This is a genomic window from Faecalibacterium langellae (assembly GCF_002549775.1).
GTDB lineage: Bacteria > Bacillota > Clostridia > Oscillospirales > Ruminococcaceae > Faecalibacterium > Faecalibacterium langellae.
This window is the reverse complement of the sequence record NZ_NMTR01000019.1, coordinates 41,067-66,377: the sequence shown is the minus strand read 5'-3', so window position 1 is coordinate 66,377 and position 25,311 is coordinate 41,067. Positions and strand designations below refer to the sequence as shown.

Genomic DNA, 25,311 nt, shown 5'->3' with positions numbered 1-25,311 from the left:
AGTACGTTGCATCGGGAAGGTCAAGAGGAAGCTTACAGCTCCAGCTCTGCCCGGCGTCCGGTGGGCCGGTAGGCGGTCAGCTTCACGCCCGCCTTCTTGAACATGAACCGCGCGGCCACGCTGGAATCGCTGTCGTGGTACTTGTCGCCGTAGTACACCACCTCGGCGATGCCGCTTTGGATGATCGCCTTGGTGCACTCGTTGCAGGGGAACAGGGTCACATACACCCGGGCGCCTTTCAGGTTGTTGTGGGCGCTGTTGAGGATGGCGTTGAGCTCCGCGTGGCAGACGTACATATACTTGGTGTCCAGCGGGGCACCCTCGCGCTCCCAGGGCATCTCGTCGTCGTTGCAGCCAATGGGCATACCGTTGTAGCCCAGGGAGAGGATCTTGTTCTCCGGGCTGACGATGCACGCGCCCACCTGGCTGTTGGGGTCCTTGGAGCGCATGGCCGTGAGCAGGGCGATACCCATAAAATATTCATCCCAGTTGATATAGTCGGTACGTTTCATCGCGGGAGACCTCTTTCCGAGAAATGGTTCAGCGGGCGGCACACGGCCGTCTGCGCGGCGCTTTCAGTATACCACAGCCCTGCCCCGTTTGCAATGAAAAGAGCCGCCGCACAGTGTCCCTCGTGCGGCGGCTCTCGTTGGTTTTCAGGGGTTATGCTTCGGTGTTCTGGTCAAACAGGCCCTTCTGCTTTGCCTTTTCCCAGGTCAGGCAGACGCGCAGTTTGCTCACGGGGAAAGCCGGGTGGAACTTCTGCTCATCCTCGTTGGTGTCATCCTTCAGCAGTTCCTGCTCCACGGCCCAGCGGGCGGCCTTCTGAGCATCGGTATCCTCAGCGTCAATGTCGCTGTAGAGGGCCGTGCTCTCTGGCTCCGGCTTGCCTGCGCGCTCCCACATCAGCTTTGCCAGAGCAATGCGGTTCGTGGGCATGGCCACGTCGTCCATCTGGGTAATGCGGTACAGGCCGGTGCCCACTTCGTAAGCACCCACAGCCGCGATGCCGCCAATGACCACACCGGCCACGATATCGCCGCTGCCGTCGTCGGTGACGACCGGCTGGTCCAGGTCAGGCCCGGAGTCATCGTCAAAGCGCGCTTCAATGGTCACGTTCGCGCCGGGCATGGTCAGCTCTGCAATGGTCATGCCGTTCTGGCTGACGTCGCGCAGCTCGTCGGTGATGTCCACTTCCACGCCGTTGACGGTCTTGGTCACCGTCCAGCCCGTGAACTTCTTGCCGGGGCCCTGCTCGTTCGGGGTGGCAGTGATCACATCGCCCTTTGCGGCGGCGTCCACTTCTACGTTGTTCCGGGTCACGGTGCAGTTCACGGGGTTCACGTCATACAGAATATCTGCGTAGTCCGGCACGGCCTTCACGTTATAGGCGGGCACGGTCAGGGTCACCACGCGGACACTGCCGCTCAGCAGGCCGGTCGTATCCGTAATTTCGGTCTCGGTGCCGTCTGCGGCCACCTTATACAGTTTCCAACCGGCGAATGCCTTACCTTCGGGGTCGTTTCCAGCGATCAAAGCCACTTCAGTGCCTGCGGCTACAGGTGCATTCAGCACTTCGTCATCAAGTTCTGCGGTAACATTCTCACCGGTGGTCACAGTGTACATCGGGCGCACATAGCCGCAGGTGTTGCAGTCAATGTCTTTTGCGTTGGTGTAGATATGGGGGCCTTCGGCCTCCTGGTCTGCCGTCAGGCCCGGGCAGTTTGCGGTGGTGCACACCTTCCAGTGTTCGGTGCCATCATGTTCCCACTGGTAGTTGTGCCAATGCACATCCAGGTTAAAGGTTTTACGGCCGGTATAGGTGTTGCCGGTATCGTACTTATAAGTAACTGTGGTGCTGCCCGGGGTAACTCTCAGCACAGTTCCGTTCTGCTCGCCATTCGTCCAGTCGCTGGTCTTGCTGACATCAAAATTTCCCGGCAGCTGACTCAGGTCGTAGATGCCATCTGCATCCACGGCAATCTGGTAATGGTTGTTGCTTGTATAAATATCAGCATACGGAGCCATTACCGCATTTTCATTGAAACTCAGCGAGGTCAGTTTATTATCGTTGCACCTCAGATAAGACCACCTTGTGTTCTGACTTACATCCAATTCTGTCAGCAGATTTTCACTGCAATCCATTGAGCTCACTGCTGAATCAAACTTTAGTGAAGTCAGTCCACACCCTTTGCAATCCAGGCTTGTCAGCTTATCGTTCTTGCTCACGTCCAGCTCAGTCAGCGGGTTTTTATCACAAACCAGCCGTTCCAATGCTTCATTACTGCTTACATCCAATGATGTAAGACCATTCTTCATGCACTCCAAGTGTTTTAGTGCTTTATTGTAACTCACATCCAGCGAGTTCAGCTTACTTCGCATATCATTCGTGCTCAGATGTTCCAGTGCTTCATTTTGGCTCACATTCAACGTCGTCAGGTAGTTGTAACCACACCGCAGATCTTTCAATGCCTTATTCTTGCTGACATCAAGCTGCTTCAGGCTGTTCCAAAAGCACCACAGCGTTTCCAGTTTCAGGTTCTTGCTCACGTCCAGCGAGCGCACATTGGCATTAGGGCATTTCAATGTGACTAGTTCCGGGAAATACTCAATACCCTTCATTGTCGGGCAATATAAGCCATCTGGCAATTCGATCGTTGTTACCTTATTTCGCTCCTCCAGGCTGAGGCTGCCATTTCCATCTGTGTCATACCGTTTGACATAGTTTTGGAAGTTCATATCCTGGAAGTTTGTGCTATTGATTTCAACAGACTCCGGCTGTACAAATTCTTCCTCCGCCTGCGTGCTCACTGCGCTTTCTGTGCTGGCCGCAGCCGGTGCCGCTGCAAATGCGCCCACCGGCAGGGTGGATGCCATCATGCACGGCTAAAGCGCTGCACTGAGAAATCGCGTTTTTTTTTTTCTCATTGTTTATCCCTCGCTCTCTTTGTTGTCCGGGTGCCCCCCCGAAGGCATGGCACCTCATTTTCATTATACCCCCCCCCCCCCCCCCCTTATTCAGTTGCAATAGTTTCGGACTTTTTCGCCCCACCAAAGTTTTTCGCCATTTTTCGGCACAATGCACAACCGTACCGTTTTGCGCCGCCCCTCACGTCAACTTGCACAAAACAACGCCGCGAAGTTTGGCGGCCGATTCGCCAGAATTTTCAAACGAAATATTTAAAATTCGTTTTGAGTGTGGTATTATCTTTGTAAAATATGCCACAAAAGCGGAGAGAATGCTCCGTGCGGCGGAAATGAGGGAAAAACCGATATGAAATACGCAAGCAACAACATCCGCAATATCTTGATTGCCGGTCATGCCGGCAGCGGCAAGACCACGCTCACCGAGGCGCTGGTCTATTTTTCGGGCGCTGCCGAGCGTATGGGCCGTGTGGAAGACGGCACCACGATTTCGGACTTTGACCCCGAGGAAGCAAAGCGCAAGGCCAGCCTGTCGGCATCCGTGGTGCCCGTGGAGTACGAGGGTATCAAGTACAACCTGATCGACGCGCCGGGCCTGTTCGACTTCGAGGCCGGTGAGTACGAGGGCATCCGCGCCGCCGAGAGCGTGCTGGTGGTAGTGTCCGGCCGCAGCGGCGTCACCGTGGGTGCCGAGAAGGCCTTCCAGCTGGCCCGCAAAAACAACAAGGCAACGATGGTCTTTGTCTCCAAGTGCGATCTGGAGAACGCGAACTACTTCAAGATCCTCGAGGACATGAAGATCAAGTTCGGCTCCACCGTCTGCCCCTGCGTCGTGCCGGCAAAGCTCGACGACGGCACCCCCGTGTACATCAACCTGTTCAGCCAGAAGGCCTTCAAGTACGAGGGCGGCAAGCAGATCCAGGTGGACCTGCCCGACATCGGCCACCGCTTCCAGGGCCTGATCGAGGCCATGAGCGAGGCCATTGCCGAGACCGACGATGAGCTGATGGAGAAATTCTTCGGCGGTGAGCCCTTCACCACCGAGGAGATCGTCGAGGGTATGCGCAAGGGCGTCAAGGACGGCCTGATCACCCCCGTGTTCTGCGGCAGCGCCGTGAACCAGCAGGCACTGGATATGCTGCTGTTCAACATGCATAAGCTCTTGCCCAGCCCGGAGCACGAAGCCAGCACCCTGGCCGAGGATGCAAACGGCGAGCCCGTGGAGCTGCACTGCACCGTGGACGAACCCACCGCCGCCTACGTCTTCAAGACCGTGGCCGACCCGTTTGTGGGCAAGCTGAGCTATCTGCGCGTGGTCAGCGGCAAGGTGACGGCCGGTGAGCCCCTCACCAACGCCCGCACCGGCGACGTGGAGAAAATTTCCAAGCCCCTCACCGTCATCGGCAAAAAGCAGGTGGACTCCGACGGCATCATCGCCGGTGACATCGGCGCCGTGGCAAAGCTGGTGAGCGCCAAGACCGGCGACACCCTGTGCGACGCCGAGCGTGTGGTGAAGCTGCCCGCGCCCGTGTTCCCGCAGCCCAGCCTGTTCATGGCCGTCACCGTGGCCAAGAAGGGCGACGAGGGCAAGATTTCCAGCGCGCTGGCCCGCCTGATGGAGGAAGACCCCACCCTGAGCTACCAGAACAACGCCGAGACCCATCAGCAGGTCATCGGCGGCCTGGGCGAGCAGCATCTGGACGTGGTGAAGGCCAAGCTCAAGAACAAGTTCGGCGTGGAGATCGGGCTGGAAGCACCCCGCATCGCCTACCGCGAGTCCATCCGCAAGGCCTGCCAGAAGCAGGGCCGCCACAAGAAGCAGACCGGCGGCCACGGCCAGTTCGGCGACGTCGTCATCAACTTTGAGCCCTGCGACAGCGAGCAGGTGGTGTTCGAGGAGAAGGTGTTCGGCGGCAGCGTGCCCAAGAACTTCTTCCCCGCCGTGGAAAAGGGCGTGCGCCTTGCCGCTGAAAAGGGCGTGCTGGCCGGTTACCCCGTGGTGGGCCTGAAAGCCACCCTGCTGGACGGCAGCTACCACCCCGTAGACAGCTCGGAGATGGCCTTCATCATGGCCGCCAAGCTGGCTTACAAGGCCGCCATGCCGGAGGCCGGCCCGGTCATTCTGGAGCCCATCCACACCCTGAAGGCCCATGTGCCGGGCGACAACACCGGCGACATCATGGGCGATGTGACCAAGCGCCGCGGCCGCGTGCTGGGCATGGAGCCCGACGAAGACGGCCTGCAGACCATCATCGCCGAAGTGCCGCTGGCAGAGCTGGCCAACTTTACCACCTTCATCCGGCAGACCACCCAGGGCCGCGGCTGGTTCACCACCGAGTTTGCCCGCTACGAGACTCTGCCCGAGATGCTGGTGCCCGCCGTGGTGGAGCAGGCCAAGAAGCTGGGCAATCTGGACGAAGCCGCAGACGACTGAGCGCGCCAACTCCCCCAGCCGCCTGACCGGCGGCAGCCCCCTCCGCCATTGCCGCGCAGCGGCACATCATTGCGCAGGCACATCATTTGTTCCGCAGGAACAACCTCATTGCGCAAGCACATCATTTTAGACATCACCCCGGCCCCCGTTGACACTTTTCCCTCTGTCAGCGGGGGTTTTTGTTGCGGAAAAAAGCGAGAAGTTCCTGCGGCCGCTGTCCGCTCTGCCTTTGCCCGCCATTCGCGCATATTTCGCCCCCATTCGCGCGGGTTTGCACAAATGGCTCGCCGCTTTATGGTATACTTGGGCCGGAAATACTGCGGGAGGGCACAGCGTGCGCTTCCTGCCCGGACAAGGAGGAACTTTGCATGAAACTGTACACGCTCACCCGGCGCTTCACGGCGGCCGTACTGACGGCGGCCATGGCTCTCAGCTTCTGCGCGCCGGCGCTGGCAGAAGCCCCCAGCGCCGCAGCGGACCCCGCCGCGCCCGCGGCCACAGCGTCCACCGCCGAGAACAGCACCGCGGACACCATCGTCTTTGACAAGCTCTATTTTGGCACGCAGGAGGACTGGGACTGGACCATTGTGGGCGCCCCCAGCGGCGACGTTGTGCTGCAATACACCGCCGCAGACCGCACCCTCACCGTCACCGGAACCTACTTCCAGGCGCTCACCATCTCCGCGCCCGGCGTGAACGTGGTGCTGAACGGCACCACCGGCCCGGCCGTGAAGGGCGACTTGACCATCACGGACAGCGCCAGCGTCGCCGTCACCAGCAGTGCCGCCGAAGCACAGGCTGTCACCGGCAGCACGGACATCACCAGCGACGGCGCTGTGAGCATCACCGGCGCCGACCGTGCCGTGGGCGGCGAAAAACTCACCGTGAATGCGGGCGGCGACGTGACCATTACCGGCGGCACGGTCAACCAGCCCACCGTCAACGACGCAACCGTCCGCTGCGGCGGCGAGTTCGAGTTGCGCAACCCTGCAGGCGGTTTGGTGCTGTGTGATAAGACCAGCGACGGCAAGTCCGGCAACCTGCACTACTATAACACCGGTGCCACCGAGCTCGTATTCCGCGCATCTTCCATGGGTGCCACCTGCGATGTGTTCCAGCCGGGCGACAGCACCGTGTTCGGCACGTTTGGCAATCCCAGCTGGATCACAGCAAAACACGAGCAAGACTATCAGCTCACCCTGACCGGCTGCGCGCCGGCAGATTCCGCCCAGGGCCGAACGGTGTTCTATGCGGACGAAGAAGTGCGTCTGGTCTTGAAGCGCCCGGTGGACGGCACCACCTTTACGGACTGGACCGTGACCAAAGAGGACGGCACCGCCGTGCAGTTTAACCGGAAGGGCGACGGCATCCGCTTCACGATGCCTGCCTGCGCTGTGACGGCCGCCGCCAACTGGGACCGGGAGCAGGCCACAGGTCAGGCTCTGTGGCTCAGCACGGGACAGGATTCGTTCATCGTCAGCAAGGCTTCGCTGGAAGCTGCCCCCATAAACGGCATCACCTATGAAGACGGTGCTTTTGTCGTGGACGGCTTCATCGTGGACGACATAAAAGCAGCCAGGCCCCTCCGCGTTCTGGGCCTTGCCCCCACCGAAGACGAGCTCCCGGACGTGGTGCTGAAGAACCTGACCGTCGATACGCTCATCGTGGACGGCGTGCGGGACGTGACCCTTGACGCGTGCCGCATCGGGGAGCTGGACGGTCACGACCACCTTGATACCGTCTACTCGCTGCAGATCACCAATGCCCGCGACGTGGTGCTGGCAAACACATCCAGCCGTTATTCCGACATCTCCGGTGTGCGGAACGTGACGGCCAAAACCGACGGCACGCTCTGCGACCGGCTCAACATCGACTGCACCGGCGACATTGCACTTTCCACCGCCGCCGACACCCTCGGTGTGGCCTGTTATCTTCGGGCGGGCGGCAGCATCCGGCTCATCGGTGCCCCGTGGTACGCTTTGCGGGTGAGCAGCGCCCAGAATGTGACCGTGGACGCGAACGCACTGCCCCAGCGCGCCTTTTTCACCTGCAGCGGCATCGTAGATATCACCCAGCGCGACGGCAGTGCCATCGGGGATTCCGACGCTGCCTGGTATCTTCTGGAATACTACCCGGAGACCGAGCAGCCCTACGTCGTCACCCTGAACGGGGAGACCGGCGAGGTGCGGAGCGATCTTTACCAACTGGACGCGCTGGACGACCTGCGCGCGGTGCAGCACCTGCTCATCACTCCGGCGTCGTTGCTGCCGGGTGATGTGGACTCGGACGCAGTCGGGCAGTTCATCACCGACGCCAGCGGCGTGCTGGTCAGCGCAGCCCTCGCGGGGGCCGCCGTGTGGGGCGGCTATGAGGTGACGACCCGCGTCATGCTGAAAAACCTGCTGCCGGAAGGCACCGCCATCCCCGCCACCCGCGGCGAACTGGCCCAGCTGCTGTGGAACGCCGCAGGCCGCCCGGAAGCCGGTGCCGTCGTGACCGTGTACCCGGACATCACGGACGCCGACCAGCAGGCTGCGGCCCGCTGGTGCACCGAGCAGGGCCTGCTCACCGCCCGCAGCGACGGCACCTTTGCCCCCGACGGCCGGGTGCCCAAGTGGCGGGTCATCGAAGTGTGGAATAAGGCTTTCGCCCGCAAATAAATACAAAAGCGCCCTCTCGGAGCTGCAACTCCGAGGGGGCGCTTTTTTGTGCGTGGATACAATGGAATGTTCCAACCAACTTCTTCGTGGCTGTCGCTGCACAGGTAGCAGGCGGTTATCTGTGCTGCAACGGCCACGATAAAATCAATCAGGACTTGAATCATCCTGTGACTCACCTCCCTTCTGTTGCCAGAATGGAGAAGGGCAGCACCGCCAGTATAACACACCTTTCCGCACAACTCAACAAAAAGCGACAGCGTACCACTCACCGTACCGCTGCCGCTTTTTTCACGCTGTTTTCCGGGCGATTCGCGCAGGTTTGCACCCGCAGCGGGCCGCCGTATGGTATACTTTGGGCAGAAGCATATCCCCCCCTGTCATTTTCATTCAAAGGAGGAACGCAGCATGAAACAACGCAACCTCATCCGACGCCTGACGGCGGCGCTGGTGTCCGGTGCCATGGCCCTGAGCCTGTGTGCGCCTGCGCTGGCCGCGGCAGACGAGCCCGCCGCAACGCTGCAGCCCGGCACCTACCCCGAGGGCAGCATCGCCGTGGTGTACAAGGATAAGGAAAATCCCATCGTGGTGAAAGAGAACACCGACGACATCCTTGGCGACGGCACCCTTGCCTACAAGGACGGCGTGCTGAGCAGCACAAAGACCATCGAGGGCCTTTACATCGATGTGAACCCCGAAAAGACCGTGGACCTCGACATCACGGTGGCAGACGGCCCGGCGGTGAAAACCGTGCTGAACACGGCAAACGTCCACAACATGACGCTCTCGGGCTATGTGCCGGACGGCCCAGCGGTGAATATTGTTTACCCCGGCTGCACTGGCAGCCTGACCGTGGAAAACACCGCTGCGCAGGGCGATGCGGCGCAGGAAGTAGTGTTCATAAACCAGTCCAGCAGCGAGATGGTGCTGCGCCTGTCAGACTACCTTGAAGGTGTGCTTGCGCCGGGCGAGATGTACCGCTACAGCAAGACGGACGGCCACATAACCACTCTGACCCGCAGCATTACGATCAAAGCAGAACCCACCTACACCCTGACCGTGAAAAACGGCTGCGCCATCAGCGACCGCACCGGGCAGGTCAGCACCCGCTTCTACCGGGGCGAGTTGGTGGAGGTGCATGTGGAGCGCCCCGCCGATGCGCTGGAACTGGACCACTGGGTCCTGCCGGAAGGGCTGAAACTTGAGGGCAATGACCCGCCGGAATGCCTTTTCCACATGCCGGACGAGGATATCACCGTGGGGGCCAACTGGAAAAAGGCCGAGAACACGGAAATGGAACTCCACGTCACCTATAACGATTACACCGAGGTCTTTACACCGCAGCATCTGAAAAACAATTCGAACGCGGATGTGACCTTTGCCAACGACACCTTCACCATCCGCTTTGATTTCACGATGGACCATAAGGACGTGAAGATACAGGGTCTGGCCGACCCCAAGACCGGCACGGTGCCCAGCGTGGTGCTGAACGGCATCGTGATGGGCAGTGTGTACGCGGACGGCGTAAAAAATGTGACCCTGCAGGGAGATTATGATGGTAACCTTGTGCACGATGACGTTGTGGTCAGCGCCAGCGGCGATGTGACCATCACGAACGAGAGCGGCTCATGCGTGCGCTATGACCTGACCGTGTACAATGCGCAGAACGTGACCGTGACGGCCAACACCCCGGAAAGCGAGGACAGCGATTCCGACGATTATGCCGTTAACGGCGATGCCAAGATCACCTGCACCGGTGATGCAGTCCTGACGAACACCGGCGGCGGTGTGGTGGGCGACAGCCTGCTAGTGCACGACGCACAGGATGTGACCCTGGACGGCCGTTATGACTCCTATCTCGTTTACAATGATGCCGACATCGCCTGCCGCGGCAATGTGGAGATCACGAATCCCATCGGCGGCGGTGTGTGGGAAGGTCTGACCGTGTACGCCGCGCAGGACGTGACCGTGCGTGCGGATTCGGAGGAGCGGTGTGCCGTGGAAGGCGCAGCGAACATTACTTGCACGGGTGATGTGACCCTGACCAACACCAGCGGTCAGGCTCTGAATTACCTGCTGACCATTGCAGGTGCCCGGAATGTGACCATCACCGGCAAAACGGATGGCGATAAACTGATCGGCGACAATAACGACGATGAACACATCATCCAGTGTTCCGGTACCGTGACCCTGCGCAACGAGGGCACCGGCGGCCTGTTCACCAACCAGCTGACCTACACGCCGGACGACAGCGTGGAAGTGTACGACATCGCGGTGGACAGCGATGTCAAGCGGGAAGGTGCCACGGATGCCGTGGTGCTGACCTGTGGAAAGAATGTGACCGTGATCACGTCCGATGTGACCGACCCGGATGCCCCGGATGCGCCAGAATGGAACAACGACCTGACCGGCGCAAGCGAACTGGTCATCACGCCCACCCTGAAGCCCGTGGACCCCGGCGAAGCAGCGGACGGTGACGGTTCGGCCGTCGTGGCCGTGGTTGCCGGTACGGCCCTCGCGGGGGCCGCCGTGTGGGGCGGCTATGAGGTGACGACCCGCGTCATGCTGAAAAACCTGCTGCCGGAAGGCACCGCCATCCCCGCCACCCGCGGCGAACTGGCCCAGCTGCTGTGGAACGCCGCAGGCCGCCCGGAAGCCGGTGCCGTCGTGACCGTGTACCCGGACATCACGGACGCCGACCAGCAGGCTGCGGCCCGCTGGTGCACCGAGCAGGGCCTGCTCACCGCCCGCAGCGACGGCACCTTTGCCCCCGACGGCCGGGTGCCCAAGTGGCGGGTCATCGAGGTGTGGAACCACGCCTTTGCAAAATAACGCCCCCTCATCAAAGGCCAGCGCTTCTGCGCTGGCCTTTTTGCTGCACTGCACCGCCCTTCTCTCCCCTTTTTCCCCCCGCAGCCCCGCCTTTTTTATTGACAAACCCCCTGCTTGCTATTATAATAATGTAGTCAAAATGGCATCATTGCGCGGCTTTGCACCTGCGCGAAACAAATAGAGACAAGGAGAGATTCTCAAATGGCACAAGAGATCAAGATGTCCGCTGCTGGCCTGAAGGCGATGCAGGAGGAGCTGGAATACCTCAAGACCGTCCGCCGCAAGGAGCTGGCCGAGGAGATCAAGGAAGCCCGCAGCCACGGCGACCTGTCCGAGAACAGCGAGTACGACGAGGCCAAGAACACCCAGGGCCTGGTGGAGAACCGCATCACCGAGCTGGAGCAGATGATCAAGAACGCCGTCGTCATCGACGAGAGCGAGCTGAGCGTGGAGAGCGTGTCCGTGGGCACCCACGTCACCATCCAGATGACCGGCGAGGACGAGACCGAAGAATACGACATCGTGGGCCGCACCGAGGCCGACCCCCTGAACGGCAAGATCAGCGACGAGAGCCCCGTGGGCCACGCCCTGCTGAACAAGGCTGTGGGCGACAAGACCGAAGTGCTGCTGCCCACCGGCCACACCGTGGAGTACACCGTGCTGGCCATCACCCACTCCCAGGGCTGATATAGGATATAATAGGAGAAACCATGGAAGAACAAAAGAGAAACCCCGCACAGGGCCTGTCCGAGAGCGAGCAGGTGCAGGTGCGCCGCCAGAAGCTGGCAGACCTGCAGGCCGCCGGTCATGACCCCTTTACCCTGACCAAGTACCCGCAGGACGCCTACTCGGCCGACCTGAAGGAAGAATTCAAGGACCTGCCCAACGAGACCGACAGCGGCAAGCAGGTTGCCCTGGCTGGCCGCATGATGTCCAAGCGCGTGATGGGCAAGGCCAGCTTTGCCCACCTGCGCGACGACAAGGGCGACATCCAGCTGTATGTCCGCCGCGATGAGCTGGGCGAGGAGGCTTATGCCGCCTTCAAGAAGCTGGACGTGGGCGATATCATCGGCGTGAAGGGCGAGGTGTTCCGCACCAAGACCGGCGAGCTGAGCGTCCGCGCCACCGAGCTGGTGCTGCTGGCCAAGAGCCTGCGCCCCCTGCCCGAGAAGTTCCACGGCCTGACCGACACCGAGATGCGGTATCGCCAGCGCTATGTGGACCTGATCGCAAACCCGGAGGTCAAGGACACCTTCGTCAAGCGCAGCCAGATCCTGAAGGAGATCCGCGCTTATCTGGACGAGAAGGGCTTCCTGGAAGTGGACACCCCCATCCTGACCCCCTTCGAGATCGGCGCATCGGCACGCCCCTTCTACACCCATCACAACAGCCTGAACATGGACATGGTGCTGCGCATCGAGACCGAGCTGTACCTCAAGCGCCTGATCGTGGGCGGCATGGACCGCGTATATGAAGTGGGCCGCATCTTCCGCAACGAGGGCATGGACCCCAAGCACAACCCGGAGTTCACCAGCATCGAGCTGTATCAGGCCTTCACCGATTTCCACGGCATGATGGATCTGGTGGAGGAGCTGTACAAGCGTCTGGCTCAGAAGATCTGCGGCAGCATGGTCATCCCCTATCAGGGCAAGCAGATCGACATGGGCCACTGGGAGCGCCTGACCATGATCGAGGCCGTGAAGAAGTACTCCGGCGTGGACTTCAACGACTGGGCCACCGACGAGGACGCCATTGCCGCCGCCAAGGCCCACAACGTGGAGCTGCCCGAGGTGCCCACCAAGGGTGCCATCCTGGCCGAGTTCTTCGATGCCTTCGTGGAGGACAAACTCATCCAGCCCACCTTCATCTACGACTACCCCGTGGAGATCAGCCCCCTTGCCAAGCGCAAGCCGGACGACCCCGCCTTCACCGAGCGCTTTGAGTATTTCATCGACTGCACCGAGTACGGCAACGCCTTCAGCGAGCTGAACGACCCCATTGACCAGAAGGGCCGCTTCGAGCGTCAGGTGGCCGAGCGCAAGGCCATCGAGCCGGACTGCAAGGCCCAGGTGGACTACGACTACGTCAACGCTCTGGAGTACGGCCTGCCCCCCACGGGCGGCCTGGGCTTCGGCGTGGACCGTCTGGTCATGCTGCTGACGGACAGCGCTTCTATCCGTGACGTGCTGCTGTTCCCCACGATGAAGCCGATTGAGCAGTGAAATGCAAAATTCAGACGAAGATACGATGAAATTTTGAACGGATTTCAAGCGGCATCTGCGGTACTACACCACAACTACACCAATTTTGGGACGTTTTCCCGAAAAGGAGCCTTACAAAGCGGTGTGGTGTAAGAATTGAATAGGCGGATTGGTGTAGTGGCTACACCGAACTCCCAAAACGAAGATACGGCAGCTATGTTGCGAAAAACAACGTAGCTGCCGCTTTTTGTTTCATATAAGGATTTTATGCTACCAATCGGCGTTCCATGCGGTTAAATCAGCTCGTCGCTGGTGATTATAAAATGCACCTTGATTCAGCATACGCCAAAATTTACGCCAATTTAGCGCAGTTCCTCAAGCAATGCCGTGCAGCCTTCCAGCACATCCTGCCATGTGGCTTCAAAGTCTCCTGTGAACCATGGGTCTGCCACTTCACGGGGATGATCCGTATGCGCCATCAGCAGCGAGACTTTATGCTGTGGGTCTCCGCCGACAAGCCGCAGGATGTCGCACAGATTACTTTCGTCCATGCCAATCAGATGATCATACCGTGCATAATCCAGCCGGGTCATCTGCCGGGCGGTCTTGCCGTTGCAGTCGATGCCATGTTCTGCCAGCTTCTGCCGTGCAGGAGGATAGACCGGATTTCCGATTTCCCATGCACTGGTGGCGGCTGATGCGATTTCAAATTGCTCGGATAGTCCGGCCTTGGACGTAAGGTCTTTCATCACATACTCCGCCATCGGACTTCGGCAGATATTTCCGAGACAAATAAATAAGATTCTGGTCATGCCGGGTCGTTCTCCTTTTGGCTTACAAAAGTATAGCCGCCGTGGGTAGTGCGGATAAAGCTGCCGCAGCCGGCCAGCTTCTTTCGCAGATTGGAAACGGTATTTGCCACGACCTTTAAGGTGTCGTCACAGTTTTGTCCCCACACAGCACGGAAAAGCTCTTCTTTTGAGAAGATTTGTCCTTCGTGGGAGGCAAGCATCAGCAGCAAATCGAACTCCAGTCGTGTAAGGGAGACTTTTCTGCCGTTGCACGACACTTCGTGGGTCATTCCGTCCAGTGTAAGCCCCGGAAGAACCAACTTCTCCCATGAATCAATGGATATTTGCTCTGCCTCGATGTGCTCTCGTTCCAGAAGCATCCGGATCTTCTGCTCCAATTCCGGGTCAGGCTGTCGGGTCTTTATAACGATCATGGCAAACTCCTGCGTGTATTTTACTCTGCGGCGGTATCCATTTCCCGGAGCAGGTTTACCATCTCGATGGCACTGACTGCACAGTCATAGCCTTTATTACCTGCTTTGGTGCCTGCCCGCTCGATGGCCTGTTCGATGTTTTCGGTGGTCAGAACACCAAAGAGGACGGGAACCCCGCTTTCCAGCGAGACCGTGGCAATGCCTTTGGAAACCTCATTGCACACATAGTCGTAATGGCTGGTAGAACCGCGAATCACGGCACCAAGGCAGATCACAGCATCATACTTTCCGCTTTTTGCCATTTTAGAGGCAACCAGTGGGATCTCAAAAGCACCTGGAACCCATGCAACATGAATATCAGCGTCCTGCACATCGTGCCGGAACAGACCATCCATTGCTCCGCTCAGAAGTTTGGACGTGATAAATTCGTTGAAGCGGGCAGCTACGATGCCGACCTTGATGTTCTGAGAAACCAGCTTACCTTCAAATGTTTTCATTTTTAAATACCTCTTTCGTTGTTAATATTCCAGAAGATGCCCCATCCGTGCCTGCTTCGTTTTCAGGTAAAACAGGTCATACGGGGTCGCCGTCATCTGAATGGGTACGCGCTCGGAGATCTCCAGCCCAAACTCGGAGAGCTGATATACTTTGTCCGGGTTATTGGTAAGCAGGCGCAGGCTTTTTACGCCAAGTTCCCGGAGAATCTGTGCGCCGAGATAATACTCCCGTTCATCTCCATGGAACCCCAGAGCGAGATTGGCTTCCAGCGTATCCATGCCCTGCTCCTGAAGTTCATAGGCACGCAGTTTGTTGATCAGACCGATGCCCCGGCCTTCCTGCCGCATATAGAGCAGGATACCCCGGTCTTCTTTTTCGATCTGCGTCATGGCAGCGGCCAGCTGCTGGCCGCAGTCACAACGCAAAGAGCCAAATGTATCTCCTGTCAGGCATTCCGAGTGGACGCGGCACAGAATATCCTTTCCATCGCCAATCTCACCTTTTACCAGTGCAATGTGATGCTCTCCGTTCAGGCGGCTCACAAAACCATAAGCTCTGAAGGTGCCATACTTGGTGGGCAGGTTCACTGCTGTCACCTGATCGACCAGTTTATCGTGACACTTGCGGTACTCCTGTAAATCACGGATGGTGATGAATTTGATCTGGAAACGCTCTGCCAGCTTTGCCAGTTCAGCGGTGCGCATCATCGTGCCATCCTCCCGCATGATCTCGCAGCACAGGCCGCATTCTTTCAGCCCTGCCAGACGGCACAGGTCAACGGTTGCTTCCGTGTGACCGTTGCGCTCCAACACACCGTTCTTTTTTGCCAGAAGGGGGAACATATGGCCCGGTCTGCGGAAATCTTCTGCTTTTGCGTGATCGTCCACACAAGCCATCGCCGTAATGGAACGCTCTGCGGCAGAAATGCCCGTAGAAGTAGAAACGTGGTCGATGGACACCGTAAATGCCGTTTCATGGTTGTCGGTGTTATACTGCACCATCTGCGGAAATTGCAGCTTCTGGACGAAAGCCTCGGACATCGGCATACAGATCAGACCTTTGCCGTGGGTCGCCATAAAGTTGATGTTTTCGGTGGTGGCAAATTCGGCAGCACAGATGAAGTCCCCCTCGTTTTCACGGTCGGGGTCATCCGTTACCAGAATGATTTTTCCTTGCTTCAGGTCTTGCAAAGCTTCGGGAATGGTATTGAAGTTCATCGTAAACTCTCCTTAAAAGCCGCAGCGCAGCAGCATTTCTTTTGTGAGCGTGTTTTGCTTCGGTGTTTCTGATGGAAGCAGCCTCTCGATATATTTTCCAACAACATCGGTTTCCAAATTGACAAAATCCCCTTTGTGCCGTTGGTTCAGGTTCGTCTGACGGACGGTGTGCGGTATCGTGGACACGGAAAAGCCCGTAGGTTCCACCGCAGCCACGGTCAGGCTGATACCGTCTATTGTGATAGAGCCTTTTTCAACGACATAGCGAAGGATCGCAGAATCTGCATGAATGGTGTACCAGATAGCCGTATCGTCTTTTCGGATATTAGCAATGCGTCCGACGCCATCCACATGGCCTGCTACGATGTGTCCGCCAAAACGTCCGTTGGCCGGCATGGCACGTTCCAGATTGACAGCACTTCCAATGGTGAGCTGTGCAAGTGCAGAGCGGTTCAAGGTCTCGTGCATGACATCCGCAGCAAAGCTATCCGGGAAGAGCTGCCTGACGGTCAGACAGATGCCGTTGACGGCGATGCTGTCGCCGATCCTGGTTCCTTCCAGAACCGTTTTTGCACGAACAGTCAGTACGGCGGAATGCTGTCCCCGATTGATGGATTTTATTGTTCCGACTTCTTCCACGATTCCGGTAAACACGGGTACTCTACCTCACTTTCGATCAGGAAATCTTTGCCAAGCTGTTCCAATCGGCTGTTCTTCAGGCGGAATGCAGCATCCGGAAGCGGGACACCTGCACCCTCAATGGGTGCTTTGGCATCCCTTCCTCCGAACAGCTTCGGGGCAATGTAAGCCTGTACCTGCTGCACGATGCCGCTTTCCAGTGCAGACCAGTTCAAGGTTCCGCCGCCTTCCAGCAGAATGCTGTCGATCTGCTCCTGCCCCAGCTGTTCCATCAGTTGCAGAAGATTCACATGACCGCAATGCGCTTCCAGACAAAGGACCCGGCACCCGGCCTGTTGATATGCCGCCTGCTTCTCCGGGTCGCCGCAGCAGGTCGCAAGAATGGTCGGAACCTGTTTGGCGGTCATGACCACCTGTGATTGCAGCGGTGTCCGCAAATGTGTATCACAGATGATCCGGACGGGATCACGGCCACCCTCTATCCGGCAGGTCAGCAGCGGGTCATCTGCTAGGATGGTTCCGACTCCCACCATAATGCCGCGGAATCGGTGTCGCTGCCGTTGAACATGATTCCGGGCAATTTCCCCGGTGATCCATTTGGAAGCGCCTGTGTATGTGGCGATTTTTCCGTCCATCGTCATGGCGTATTTCATGGAAACGAAGGGGCGTTTTGTGGTGATATAGTGGAAGAACACCTTGTTCAGCGCATCGCATTCCTCTTGCAGAACATTTTCGGTCACATCTATGCCGTGTGTGCGCAGGATTGCAATTCCTTTTCCAGCCACCAGCGGATTCGGGTCAGCAGAACCCACGACCACCCGGTGAATGCCCGCGTCCAGAATCGCATCCACGCAGGGCGGCTGCTTTCCGTAATGGCAGCACGGTTCCAATGTCACATACAGGGTCGCTCCCTGCGGATCTTCGGTGCAGGATGCCAGCGCATTGCGCTCCGCATGAGCCTGACCGTATCTCTGGTGCCAGCCCTGTCCGATGATCCTGCCCTCTTTTACGACCACGGCACCCACCATCGGGTTGGGAGACGTCCATCCGCAACCCTTTTTTGCAAGCTGCAAAGCCAGACGCATATACTCTTTGTCGTTCATCGTGTCGCCTCCAAAAGAAAAAGCCCTGAACAAAAACGTTCAGGGCAAGCCGAAAAGACACAAGGGACCCTTGTGCAAAAAAGAAAGCTCCAGAATGCAAACGCATCCCAGAGCAGCCTCCACAAGCGCAGAACCGTGCGGGCTCTGCGCTTGGTATCTTCTTTCATCCAGACTGTACTGTCGGCTTCGGAGTTTCACCGAATCATGCCTTACGGCTCGTGGGCTGTACCACCGGTAGGGAATCGCACCCTGCCCTGAAGATTTCTGATTCAATTACAGCGGCATTATAGCACGGCTCCTTTCGGATTGCAAGGGCATTCTGCAAACCGGGACGAAACCGGGATGAAGATGGTTTGAGGGTGGGAATGAAACTTTTTGGCTGTTGTTGCCTTGTCAAGAGGGCTGGCACCGTCCAGCCCTCTCTCTTTTTGCCAAAGTTTTCCTCGCCTTCTCTTGCAAGCTGCCGAAAGTGGCGTGTTTTCAAAAGTGCGCGTTTGCGCAGCGCAGCGGAGCAATGAAAGCCCCAGTGGGGCTTTTAAGCGACAGAACGGTCTTGCGCAGCAAGATGGAGGGGCCTTGCCCCGACAAGTTCACGTTGACACGGCTCGATTTTTGTGGTAATCTATCCCAACAATTGAATATAACATATTTTTACATATTCGTTCAGACCCTGTGGGGATGAACATTTTGGCTTTCAGCCGTTACATAACCGACTAGCATGACCTTCCAGAAAAAAGCGAAGGCAGGGCTGGTCTGTTTTGTAACGGCTTTTTTGTTGCCGTTTTGCCCGTTGCACCTTGAAAACCGCATGACCATCTGCATGGGATACCCGGCGATGACCCCCAAGTGGGAGAGCCGGAAAACACCGCCGGAAGGGGGGCAGGAAAGCCATGCAGGGAGAACGGCAGGACGTTGATTTCCCAGTTGCGGAGTAAAACGATGTGATCAAAATGATCACATCGTTTCTCCGTAACGCCAAGAAAGGACGGAATGCCTATGAGTAATTTTACCCCTGCATGGTTCAAGAAAGGCTTTTTCAACGAATCCCTGTTTTGTGACGATTTTCTGAGCACCCACCAGCTGCTTTACTCGAATGGCGCATTTTTCACCCCGGACGGCAGAATGGTGGACCCCATGCCCCTGCGCTGCGAGATCTTCGAGATGATGCGTGAATACGTCGGGGCGAACCTTGCCAAGAAGGTCACCAATGTGGTGGACGTGCTGAAACTGGCGGCACAGGTAGAGGACTTTCCACCTGTCACCGACCGCATTGCGCTGGCAAACGGCACCCTGTATCTGGGCGGTACCTTTCAGGAGGGCAAGCCGGAGATCGTCCGCAACCGGCTCCCGGTCAAATATGACCCGAAAGCCCCACAGCCTGTCCATTGGCTGCGGTTCCTGTCCAACCTGCTCTACCCGGAGGATATCCCCACCGTGCAGGGGTTTATTGGCTACTGCCTGATCCCCAGCAACAAGGGACAGCGCATGATGGTCATCAAGGGCAACGGCGGCGAGGGAAAGTCGCAGATCGGTGTGGTGCTGTCCCGGCTGTTCGGCTGCAACATGAAGGATGGCAGCATCGGCAAGATCTCGGAGAACCGCTTTGCCCGTGCCGACCTCGAACACACCCTGCTCTGTGTGGACGATGATATGCGGATGGAAGCCCTGCGCCAGACCAACTATGTCAAGTCCATCGTGACCGCACAGGGGCAGATGGATTTGGAGCGCAAGGGCAAGCAGAGCTATCAGGGCTGGATGTACGCCCGCCTGCTGGCGTTCAGCAACGGTGACTTGCAGGCTCTGTATGACCGCTCGGACGGTTTCTACCGCCGTCAGCTCATCCTGACCACCAAGGACAAGCCCCTGTCCCGTGTGGATGACCCGGACATTGCAGAGAAGATGGCGGCAGAGGTCGAGGGCATCCTGCTGTGGGCATTTGAGGGCTTGCAGCGGCTGGTGAATAACGGCTTTCAGTTCACCGAGAGTGACCGTGCCAAGCGCAACCGGGAACTGGTGAAGCGGGATAACAACAATGTGTTCGATTTCCTCGAATCCGAGGGCTACATCCGCCTGAAGGCAGATTCCTGTACCAGCTCGAAAGAGCTGTATGAGGTCTACAAGATGTGGTGCGAGGAGAACAGCTTGAATGCGATCAAGGCACGAGGGTTCAGCGATGTGCTGATCGCCAACCAGCGCAGGTATAAGCTGGAATCCACCAACAACATTGTCAACTCGTCCGGGCGGCGTGTCCGGGGCTTTGTGGGCATCGAAGCCCTTGTGTAGCCCGACCTCACCCCCAATAGCTGGCGGACATGACCCCCCATAAAGGAGAATATGGGCGTTTTGCTGCGTACGTGCGTACGCGGCGGATGCCCTTTCTCTGTACGCACGTACGCAGCGATTGACCGAATACGCACCATATAGGGGGTATTGGCAAAGCGCCAGGTTGACAGTTTGCCAATAGTGATAAGTGCCGGAAAGCGGCACTTATCAGCTTCCACCCAAATTCCCAAAATGGGAATCTGGGCAAGATGGCCGTTATCAGACCGTCTATCTGCCTGTTACTATTTTGGGAACAGGCAAAATCAGTGGGTCAAAATGGCCCACTGAAAAAGCCGGACGAGCTGGCGGGCAGGGATTCGCAAATCTTTGCCTGTCAGCTTGCCCGGAGCAAGAGTGCAGAGGGGTGCGGGTCGCCAGTGGCGACCTCAAAAGGCCACCGGCCTTTTGAAGCACCGACCGAGCCGACAGGCGAGACCAGCTCTTTGCAAGGGTCAAGGGGGAACGCCTTGCCCAGTGATATGATGCTATGCGTCATATCCTACTGGGTATTATCTGGCGCAAAACGGCGGCAGATCCAGCAGCTTCGCTGCTGCGTTCTCCCCGCCAAGCTGTTGAAACGGAGGGATGTCTATCTGAAGCTGACACGACACAACGGACGAGCCGGAGCACACGGCACTTACAACCCCAAGCACAATGACCGCAGTTTCAACCTTGCCAACAGTGAGCACATCGACCCGGAACGAGCCAAGGGCAACATCTACTGGGACTGCTTCCACGGTTTCCGTTCGGCTCTTGACCCACAAGACCCGGATGATCTGGCGACAACCTTCTCAGATGTGGAACATCAATTCTACGAAACCCACTACACGGCTTTTGTGGAAAGCCAGAACGAGCGCAACGCCAAGATTCGGCACACGGAGCGCAACCGCTCCATTCCCGACCTGCTGTCCAGCCGCAAGACCTGCCCGGAAGAAACTATCTACCAGCTTGGAACGCTGGATGAACACGCTTCGGCAGAGGACTTGCTAAACATCGTCACCGAGTTCATCGAGGAGTTCAAAGCAAAGTTTGGCAATCATGTTCACGTTCTGGATTGGGCGTTGCATCTGGACGAAAGCACACCCCACATCCACGAGCGCCATGTGTTCGACTGTGAGAACAAGTACGGCGAGGTTGCTCCCCAGCAGGAAAAGGCATTGGAAACACTGGGCTTCGACCTGCCTGACCCGGACATGCCCCTCAGCCGCCGCAACAACCGCAAGATCACCTTTGATGCCGCCTGCCGGAAGATGCTGTTTGAGGTTGCAAAACGTCATGGGTTGGATTTGGAGGAAGAAGCAGAATACGGCAACCGCAAGTATCTGGAAAAGCAGGACTTCATCCTTGCCAAGCAGAAGGAGCAGCTTGCCGCCCAGCAGAGCAAGCTGGACGAACTGACCCTGAAAGTTTCGGATATGGAGACCCTGCTGGAAGATGTTTCGGCAGCAGCCTACGACAAGGCGGTGGAGGTCGTGACCGATGTGGTGCGCACCGAGACCCGGAAAGAAGATATGCGGATAATCGAGGACACGAAGAAGTGGGTGCTGTCCCCGGAGCGCAAGGCTCCGCAGACTACAAGAGAGTATGCAGCGCACCGTTTGGACACCGTGCTGGACAAGTTCCTCAAGACCATGCAATCCACCGCTACCCGCTTGCAGGAGAAGCTGCTGAAGCCAGAAGTCCGGCAGAAAGGCAAGGAACAGGTCAAGGAGAAAGCACGGGATTCTGTTCTGCAACTGCTGAGCCGCTTGCAGGCAGAACAGGCGCAAAACAAACCAGCGGCACAACCCCGCACACAGGAGGGGCACTCGGAAATCTGAACCTCATCGGGAACGTTTGGGGCAGAAAGCTGGCACTTTCTGCCCCGACACCCGGTTACAAGGAAGTGGAGGTGCAAGTGAAAGAAGTTTGCGTTTGCGAAGCAATGAAGTCCCCAGTGGGGACTTTAAGCAACGGAACGGTCTTGCGTCAGCAAGATGGAGGGACTAAGTCCCGACAAGTTCCGATTTGGCAAAAGAGTAATCTGACCTTGGAGGAAGCAGCGGCTTACTCTGGGATCGGTATCAATAAACTGCGGTCAATGACCGATAGCGATGAATGCAAGTTCGTTCTTTGGAACGGAACCAAACGGCTGATCAAACGCCGTAAGCTGGACGAATATCTGGACAAGGCATTCTCGATCTGATGCGGTTCAAAAATTGACCGTTTGATGTTGCAGGGAGTCTTGCGTCATGGTATACTCATGGCGTAAGGCTCCTTTTCAACATTCTGTGAATGAAAAGGAGAGTTTATATGCAAAGACGTAAAGACAATAAAGGCCGTGTTTTGAAGGATGGCGAGGTTTATCGCAAAAGTGACGGGCTGTATATGTACCGTTGGACTGCGAAAAACGGAAAACGCCATACCATCTATGATGCAACCTTGGAGGGGCTGCGCGAAAAGGAAGAGAAGATCCAGCACGACTTGGCAGATGGCCTCCGCATCCCGGAGTGCAGCCTGACCCTGAATGACCTGTTTGAACTGTGGCGTAAGAACAAGGTGGGCTTGAAAGAGCATACCTTCGCCAACTACGTTTATATGTACAATCGGTTCGTTCGGGATGAGATCGGCATGATGAAGCTCAAGGACATTCGCAAGTCGGATATCCGCAGCTACTACAATGGCATCGTCCGCAACGGCAAGATGGCATTGAACACGCTGGAAACCATCCAGAATGTTCTCCATCAGGTCTTTGCGGTGGCGGTGGACGATGAGTACATCCGTGTGAATCCCACGGATGGTGTCCTGACGGCCATTAAAGCCGCTCACCAGTACGAAACGCCCAAACGTCACGCTCTGACACTGCCCCAGCAGCAGGCGTTCCTGAACTTCATCAAGAAAACGCCGAAGTTCCAGCACTGGCTCCCGATGTTCACCTTCATGCTGGGTACCGGATGCCGCATCTCGGAAACGGTTGGCCTGTGCTGGGGTGACATCGACTTCGAGAGTGGGTTTATCACCATCCAGCACAATCTGGTGTACCATGACCACGAGGTGGGCGGCTGCTATTTCACCATGTCCACCCCCAAGACTGCCGCCGGTAAGCGGACAATTCCGATCTTGCCCGAAGTGCGGAAGGCACTGGAGCAGGAGCGCACCAACCAGCAGGAGCTGGAACTGGTATGCGAATACGAAATCGACGGAATCTCGGACTTCGTATTCCTGAACCGCTTCGGCCAGCTGCAGAACCCGCAGACGGTCAACCGCGCCATCAAGCGCATCAGCGTGGCATACAACGAAGCCGAACTGGAAAAGGCCGAAAAGGAAAAACGAGAGCCGCAGCTGCTGCCGCCTTTCTCCTGCCATAATCTCCGGCACACGTTCTGCACCCGGCTGTGTGAAAATGAAACCAACCTGAAGATCATTCAGGACATCATGGGACACCGGGACATCAGCACCACGATGGAGATTTACGCGGAAGCCACCAAGGAAGCCAAAGCCCATTCCTTTGCAAATCTGAACGGCAAATTGGGCATTTCGGTCTGAAATCTACTACACCAACCACTACACCACTTTTACACCAAATTGCCGGTAAGTTGTGGAGAGTTGCGTAGGGTGATGTACGGGAGCAGGAAAAAGGAAGTCGCATGGATAGGCTTATAAAGGAAAATAAAGCCATTTGTGAGCCTTCCTTGACCTGTCCCCACGATGAAGCCGATTGAGCAGTAAATTCCTGTTCCTCTGAGATAACAAATGAGATAACAAAAAATGCCAGACATCGTCTGGCATTTTTTCTTTGCCCAATTTTCCAGGCACTGTTTGGAAAATCTTCTTTTATAAACAAAACGCCTCCGAGTGTGCATACGCTGCGCGCAGAGGCCCGGGGGAGATGTTGTTTCAATTATAACAAGAGCGCGTGACGCTGTCAATTCCTTGGAAAGGGCACTTTCTCCATCAGATCTTCCACATTACAGTTCAACGTCCTCGCAAGGCGGAGCAGTGTTTCCGCCTGTGCTTTGTTGATATCTTTCTGCCGCTGTTCGTACTGCTGGATGGTACGCACCGGCACATCGGTCTGTTCTGCCAGTTCCGATTGGCTCAAACCTGCCAAGGCACGCAGGGCTTTCAGATTTGTTTCCGGTTTTGCTGCGCGGTACAACTCGTTCATCTTGTCCGCAAACTGCTTCACATCCATCTCATGGTAGGGAGTATACAGCAGCCGCACCTTCGTGATCGGCACTGCCTGCTCGATCTCCGCAAAGCGCAGACCGGTCAGCCACTGGTAATAGGCAAGGGCCCAGCCTGTCCAGTATTCCGGGCTGCGGTCGTAGGCATACGAGGGCTGCTGCATGGGCACGGCTTCGCCCGCCTGCTCCAGTACAGCGCGGGCAAACTCCACACCGGACATACCCACCAACACCGAACAGTCTCCCTGCTCGAACCGGGCAGATAACTCACTGGTCAGAAACCACTGCCACGCGGTTTCCAGCGGGTGATGCAGATCGTTGACGAGGTAATCCAGCATCCGGGCAAGGTTTTTCTGCGCGGCGGCAAGGTAGCTTTTATCGTAAGCGTGGATCATCGGGCTTCATCTCCTCATCAAGAATCGTGGTGATATAAAGGTCTCCCCTCTGGCGGCGGTTGCGCTCCACGTCAAAATACTGGCGGCGGGCTGTCTGGTCACGGAAGGCCTTTTTCTTATACCATTCTTTTGAATCTGCGGTCTCATAGCCGAGAAATTCCAGACGTTCAAAAGCTGCTCTGCTTTTCAATACGAACTGTTGCCCCAGCTTGCCCAAGCGCATGGCATTGCATAACTGACGGTAAGAGATCGCACCGTTGATAAAATCGGATGCAAAGGAAAAATAGCTGTCATCTGCCCGATAGCCAATGATGATGTCGGCAGACTTATAGTCGAGGTGAAAGTTTTTCAGAAGGTATTCTTTGGCTTCTGCGGCCAAAGGGGCGGAAGCATCGAATTCGCGGTTCTCCAACAGGATGGTCAGCCAGTGTAGCATCGTATAGCCGGGAGCATTTAAATCCAGAATGGTCAGGCCATCGCATTCAATCCTGTACTGGTTGGCATAACCGTTGTGGTCTATGCCAACGCCCCACTCTTTGGCCATATTAGGGTTTTCGGTGCAGTAAAAGCCAACACCATAGTCATTGTACGTTTTTCCATAGCCGAACTTTGGCTTTGAAAGAATATGATCCGAACCGTGGTAGATTATTTTTTCCATAGAATCACCTCTTTGCTTTGATTATACTCCCATGGGAGT

General features: G+C 57.1%; 21 protein-coding genes, 1 pseudogene and 1 riboswitch. Of the genes and pseudogenes, 12 read left to right on the top strand and 10 right to left on the bottom strand.

Annotated features, from left to right (window positions below; translation table 11 throughout):
* Positions 1-32: 32 nt before the first annotated feature.
* Both CGS49_RS07740 and CGS49_RS07735 read right to left on the bottom strand, forming a co-directional pair.
* Positions 33-512, bottom strand: a complete 480-nt coding sequence (locus CGS49_RS07740) for a deoxycytidylate deaminase (RefSeq protein WP_097801285.1) — start codon at positions 510-512, stop codon at positions 33-35.
* Positions 513-663: 151 nt separating this feature from the next.
* The gene (locus tag CGS49_RS07735; RefSeq protein ID WP_143405836.1) at positions 664-2,586 is read right to left on the bottom strand and encodes a hypothetical protein; all 1,923 of its coding nucleotides are present in this window, start codon (positions 2,584-2,586) and stop codon (positions 664-666) included.
* Between the two features lie 172 nt (positions 2,587-2,758).
* Here CGS49_RS07735 and CGS49_RS14550 point away from each other — a divergent pair, with 172 nt between their 5' ends.
* From CGS49_RS14550 to lysS, 6 genes are all read left to right on the top strand, one after another.
* Complete coding sequence (locus tag CGS49_RS14550; protein WP_275542719.1) at positions 2,759-2,890, top strand: hypothetical protein; 132 nt, start codon at positions 2,759-2,761, stop codon at positions 2,888-2,890.
* A 384-nt stretch (positions 2,891-3,274) separates the two neighbouring features.
* A complete protein-coding gene (locus CGS49_RS07730) occupies positions 3,275-5,359 on the top strand; it encodes an elongation factor G (RefSeq protein WP_097801283.1) in 2,085 nt (694 codons plus the stop codon).
* A gap of 368 nt (positions 5,360-5,727) precedes the next feature.
* Positions 5,728-8,019, top strand: a complete 2,292-nt coding sequence (locus CGS49_RS07725; protein WP_097801282.1) for a hypothetical protein — start codon at positions 5,728-5,730, stop codon at positions 8,017-8,019.
* 405 nt (positions 8,020-8,424) lie between these two features.
* Positions 8,425-10,848: a hypothetical protein gene (locus CGS49_RS07720; protein ID WP_097801281.1), complete on the top strand. Its 2,424-nt coding sequence runs from the start codon at positions 8,425-8,427 to the stop codon at positions 10,846-10,848.
* A 201-nt stretch (positions 10,849-11,049) separates the two neighbouring features.
* Positions 11,050-11,535 (top strand): transcription elongation factor GreA, encoded by a 486-nt coding sequence (gene greA, locus CGS49_RS07710; protein ID WP_097801279.1) that lies wholly within the window; start codon positions 11,050-11,052, stop codon positions 11,533-11,535.
* A gap of 23 nt (positions 11,536-11,558) precedes the next feature.
* Positions 11,559-13,070 carry a lysine--tRNA ligase gene (lysS, locus tag CGS49_RS07705; RefSeq protein WP_097801278.1) on the top strand — a complete coding sequence of 504 codons (1,512 nt, stop codon included), beginning with the start codon at positions 11,559-11,561 and terminating at the stop codon, positions 13,068-13,070.
* 341 nt (positions 13,071-13,411) lie between these two features.
* Here the strand turns inward: lysS and CGS49_RS07700 are convergent, their stop codons facing one another.
* Genes CGS49_RS07700 through ribD form a run of 6 tightly spaced genes read right to left on the bottom strand, consistent with a single transcriptional unit; the run spans position 13,412 to position 17,731 of the window.
* On the bottom strand, positions 13,412-13,861 hold the full coding sequence (locus tag CGS49_RS07700) for a low molecular weight protein-tyrosine-phosphatase (protein ID WP_097801277.1): 450 nt from the start codon (positions 13,859-13,861) through the stop codon (positions 13,412-13,414).
* On the bottom strand, positions 13,858-14,274 hold the full coding sequence (locus CGS49_RS07695) for a winged helix-turn-helix domain-containing protein (protein WP_097801276.1): 417 nt from the start codon (positions 14,272-14,274) through the stop codon (positions 13,858-13,860). The genes CGS49_RS07700 and CGS49_RS07695 overlap by 4 nt, the downstream gene beginning before the upstream one ends.
* 20 nt (positions 14,275-14,294) lie before the next feature.
* Positions 14,295-14,771: a 6,7-dimethyl-8-ribityllumazine synthase gene (gene ribH, locus CGS49_RS07690; RefSeq protein ID WP_097801275.1), complete on the bottom strand. Its 477-nt coding sequence runs from the start codon at positions 14,769-14,771 to the stop codon at positions 14,295-14,297.
* A gap of 21 nt (positions 14,772-14,792) precedes the next feature.
* Positions 14,793-15,989: a bifunctional 3,4-dihydroxy-2-butanone-4-phosphate synthase/GTP cyclohydrolase II gene (locus tag CGS49_RS07685; protein ID WP_097783204.1), complete on the bottom strand. Its 1,197-nt coding sequence runs from the start codon at positions 15,987-15,989 to the stop codon at positions 14,793-14,795.
* 12 nt (positions 15,990-16,001) lie between these two features.
* Positions 16,002-16,643, bottom strand: a complete 642-nt coding sequence (locus CGS49_RS07680) for a riboflavin synthase (protein WP_179859053.1) — start codon at positions 16,641-16,643, stop codon at positions 16,002-16,004.
* Positions 16,607-17,731, bottom strand: coding sequence for a bifunctional diaminohydroxyphosphoribosylaminopyrimidine deaminase/5-amino-6-(5-phosphoribosylamino)uracil reductase RibD (gene ribD, locus CGS49_RS07675; RefSeq protein WP_097801274.1), 1,125 nt, complete (start codon positions 17,729-17,731; stop codon positions 16,607-16,609). The genes CGS49_RS07680 and ribD overlap by 37 nt, the downstream gene beginning before the upstream one ends.
* 151 nt (positions 17,732-17,882) lie before the next feature.
* Positions 17,883-17,997, bottom strand: a riboswitch (FMN riboswitch).
* A gap of 452 nt (positions 17,998-18,449) precedes the next feature.
* Here ribD and CGS49_RS14010 point away from each other — a divergent pair.
* The 6 genes and pseudogenes from CGS49_RS14010 to CGS49_RS07650 all read left to right on the top strand — a co-directional run bounded on the left by CGS49_RS14010 (position 18,450) and on the right by CGS49_RS07650 (position 23,578).
* The gene (locus tag CGS49_RS14010; RefSeq protein ID WP_143405835.1) at positions 18,450-18,647 is read left to right on the top strand and encodes a hypothetical protein; all 198 of its coding nucleotides are present in this window, start codon (positions 18,450-18,452) and stop codon (positions 18,645-18,647) included.
* Positions 18,648-18,727: 80 nt separating this feature from the next.
* Positions 18,728-20,014 (top strand): DNA primase family protein, encoded by a 1,287-nt coding sequence (locus tag CGS49_RS07665; protein ID WP_097801273.1) that lies wholly within the window; start codon positions 18,728-18,730, stop codon positions 20,012-20,014.
* A gap of 518 nt (positions 20,015-20,532) precedes the next feature.
* Positions 20,533-21,873 (top strand): plasmid recombination protein, encoded by a 1,341-nt coding sequence (locus CGS49_RS07660; RefSeq protein ID WP_097801272.1) that lies wholly within the window; start codon positions 20,533-20,535, stop codon positions 21,871-21,873.
* 77 nt (positions 21,874-21,950) lie between these two features.
* Entirely contained in the window at positions 21,951-22,238 is a 288-nt protein-coding gene (locus CGS49_RS07655) for an excisionase (protein ID WP_430407823.1), read from the top strand.
* 89 nt (positions 22,239-22,327) lie between these two features.
* Positions 22,328-22,507 (top strand): annotated as a pseudogene (locus CGS49_RS14675) (integrase DNA-binding domain-containing protein); the annotation flags it as partial.
* Between the two features lie 9 nt (positions 22,508-22,516).
* Complete coding sequence (locus CGS49_RS07650) at positions 22,517-23,578, top strand: tyrosine-type recombinase/integrase (RefSeq protein WP_489752632.1); 1,062 nt, start codon at positions 22,517-22,519, stop codon at positions 23,576-23,578.
* Between the two features lie 379 nt (positions 23,579-23,957).
* On the opposite strand, the gene CGS49_RS07645 is transcribed toward CGS49_RS07650, so the two are convergent.
* Both CGS49_RS07645 and CGS49_RS07640 read right to left on the bottom strand, forming a co-directional pair.
* On the bottom strand, positions 23,958-24,614 hold the full coding sequence (locus tag CGS49_RS07645) for a helix-turn-helix domain-containing protein (protein ID WP_097801270.1): 657 nt from the start codon (positions 24,612-24,614) through the stop codon (positions 23,958-23,960).
* The gene (locus CGS49_RS07640; RefSeq protein ID WP_097801269.1) at positions 24,595-25,272 is read right to left on the bottom strand and encodes a DUF3990 domain-containing protein; all 678 of its coding nucleotides are present in this window, start codon (positions 25,270-25,272) and stop codon (positions 24,595-24,597) included. Before CGS49_RS07640 ends, CGS49_RS07645 begins: the two co-directional genes overlap by 20 nt.
* Between the last annotated feature and the right edge of the window lie 39 nt (positions 25,273-25,311).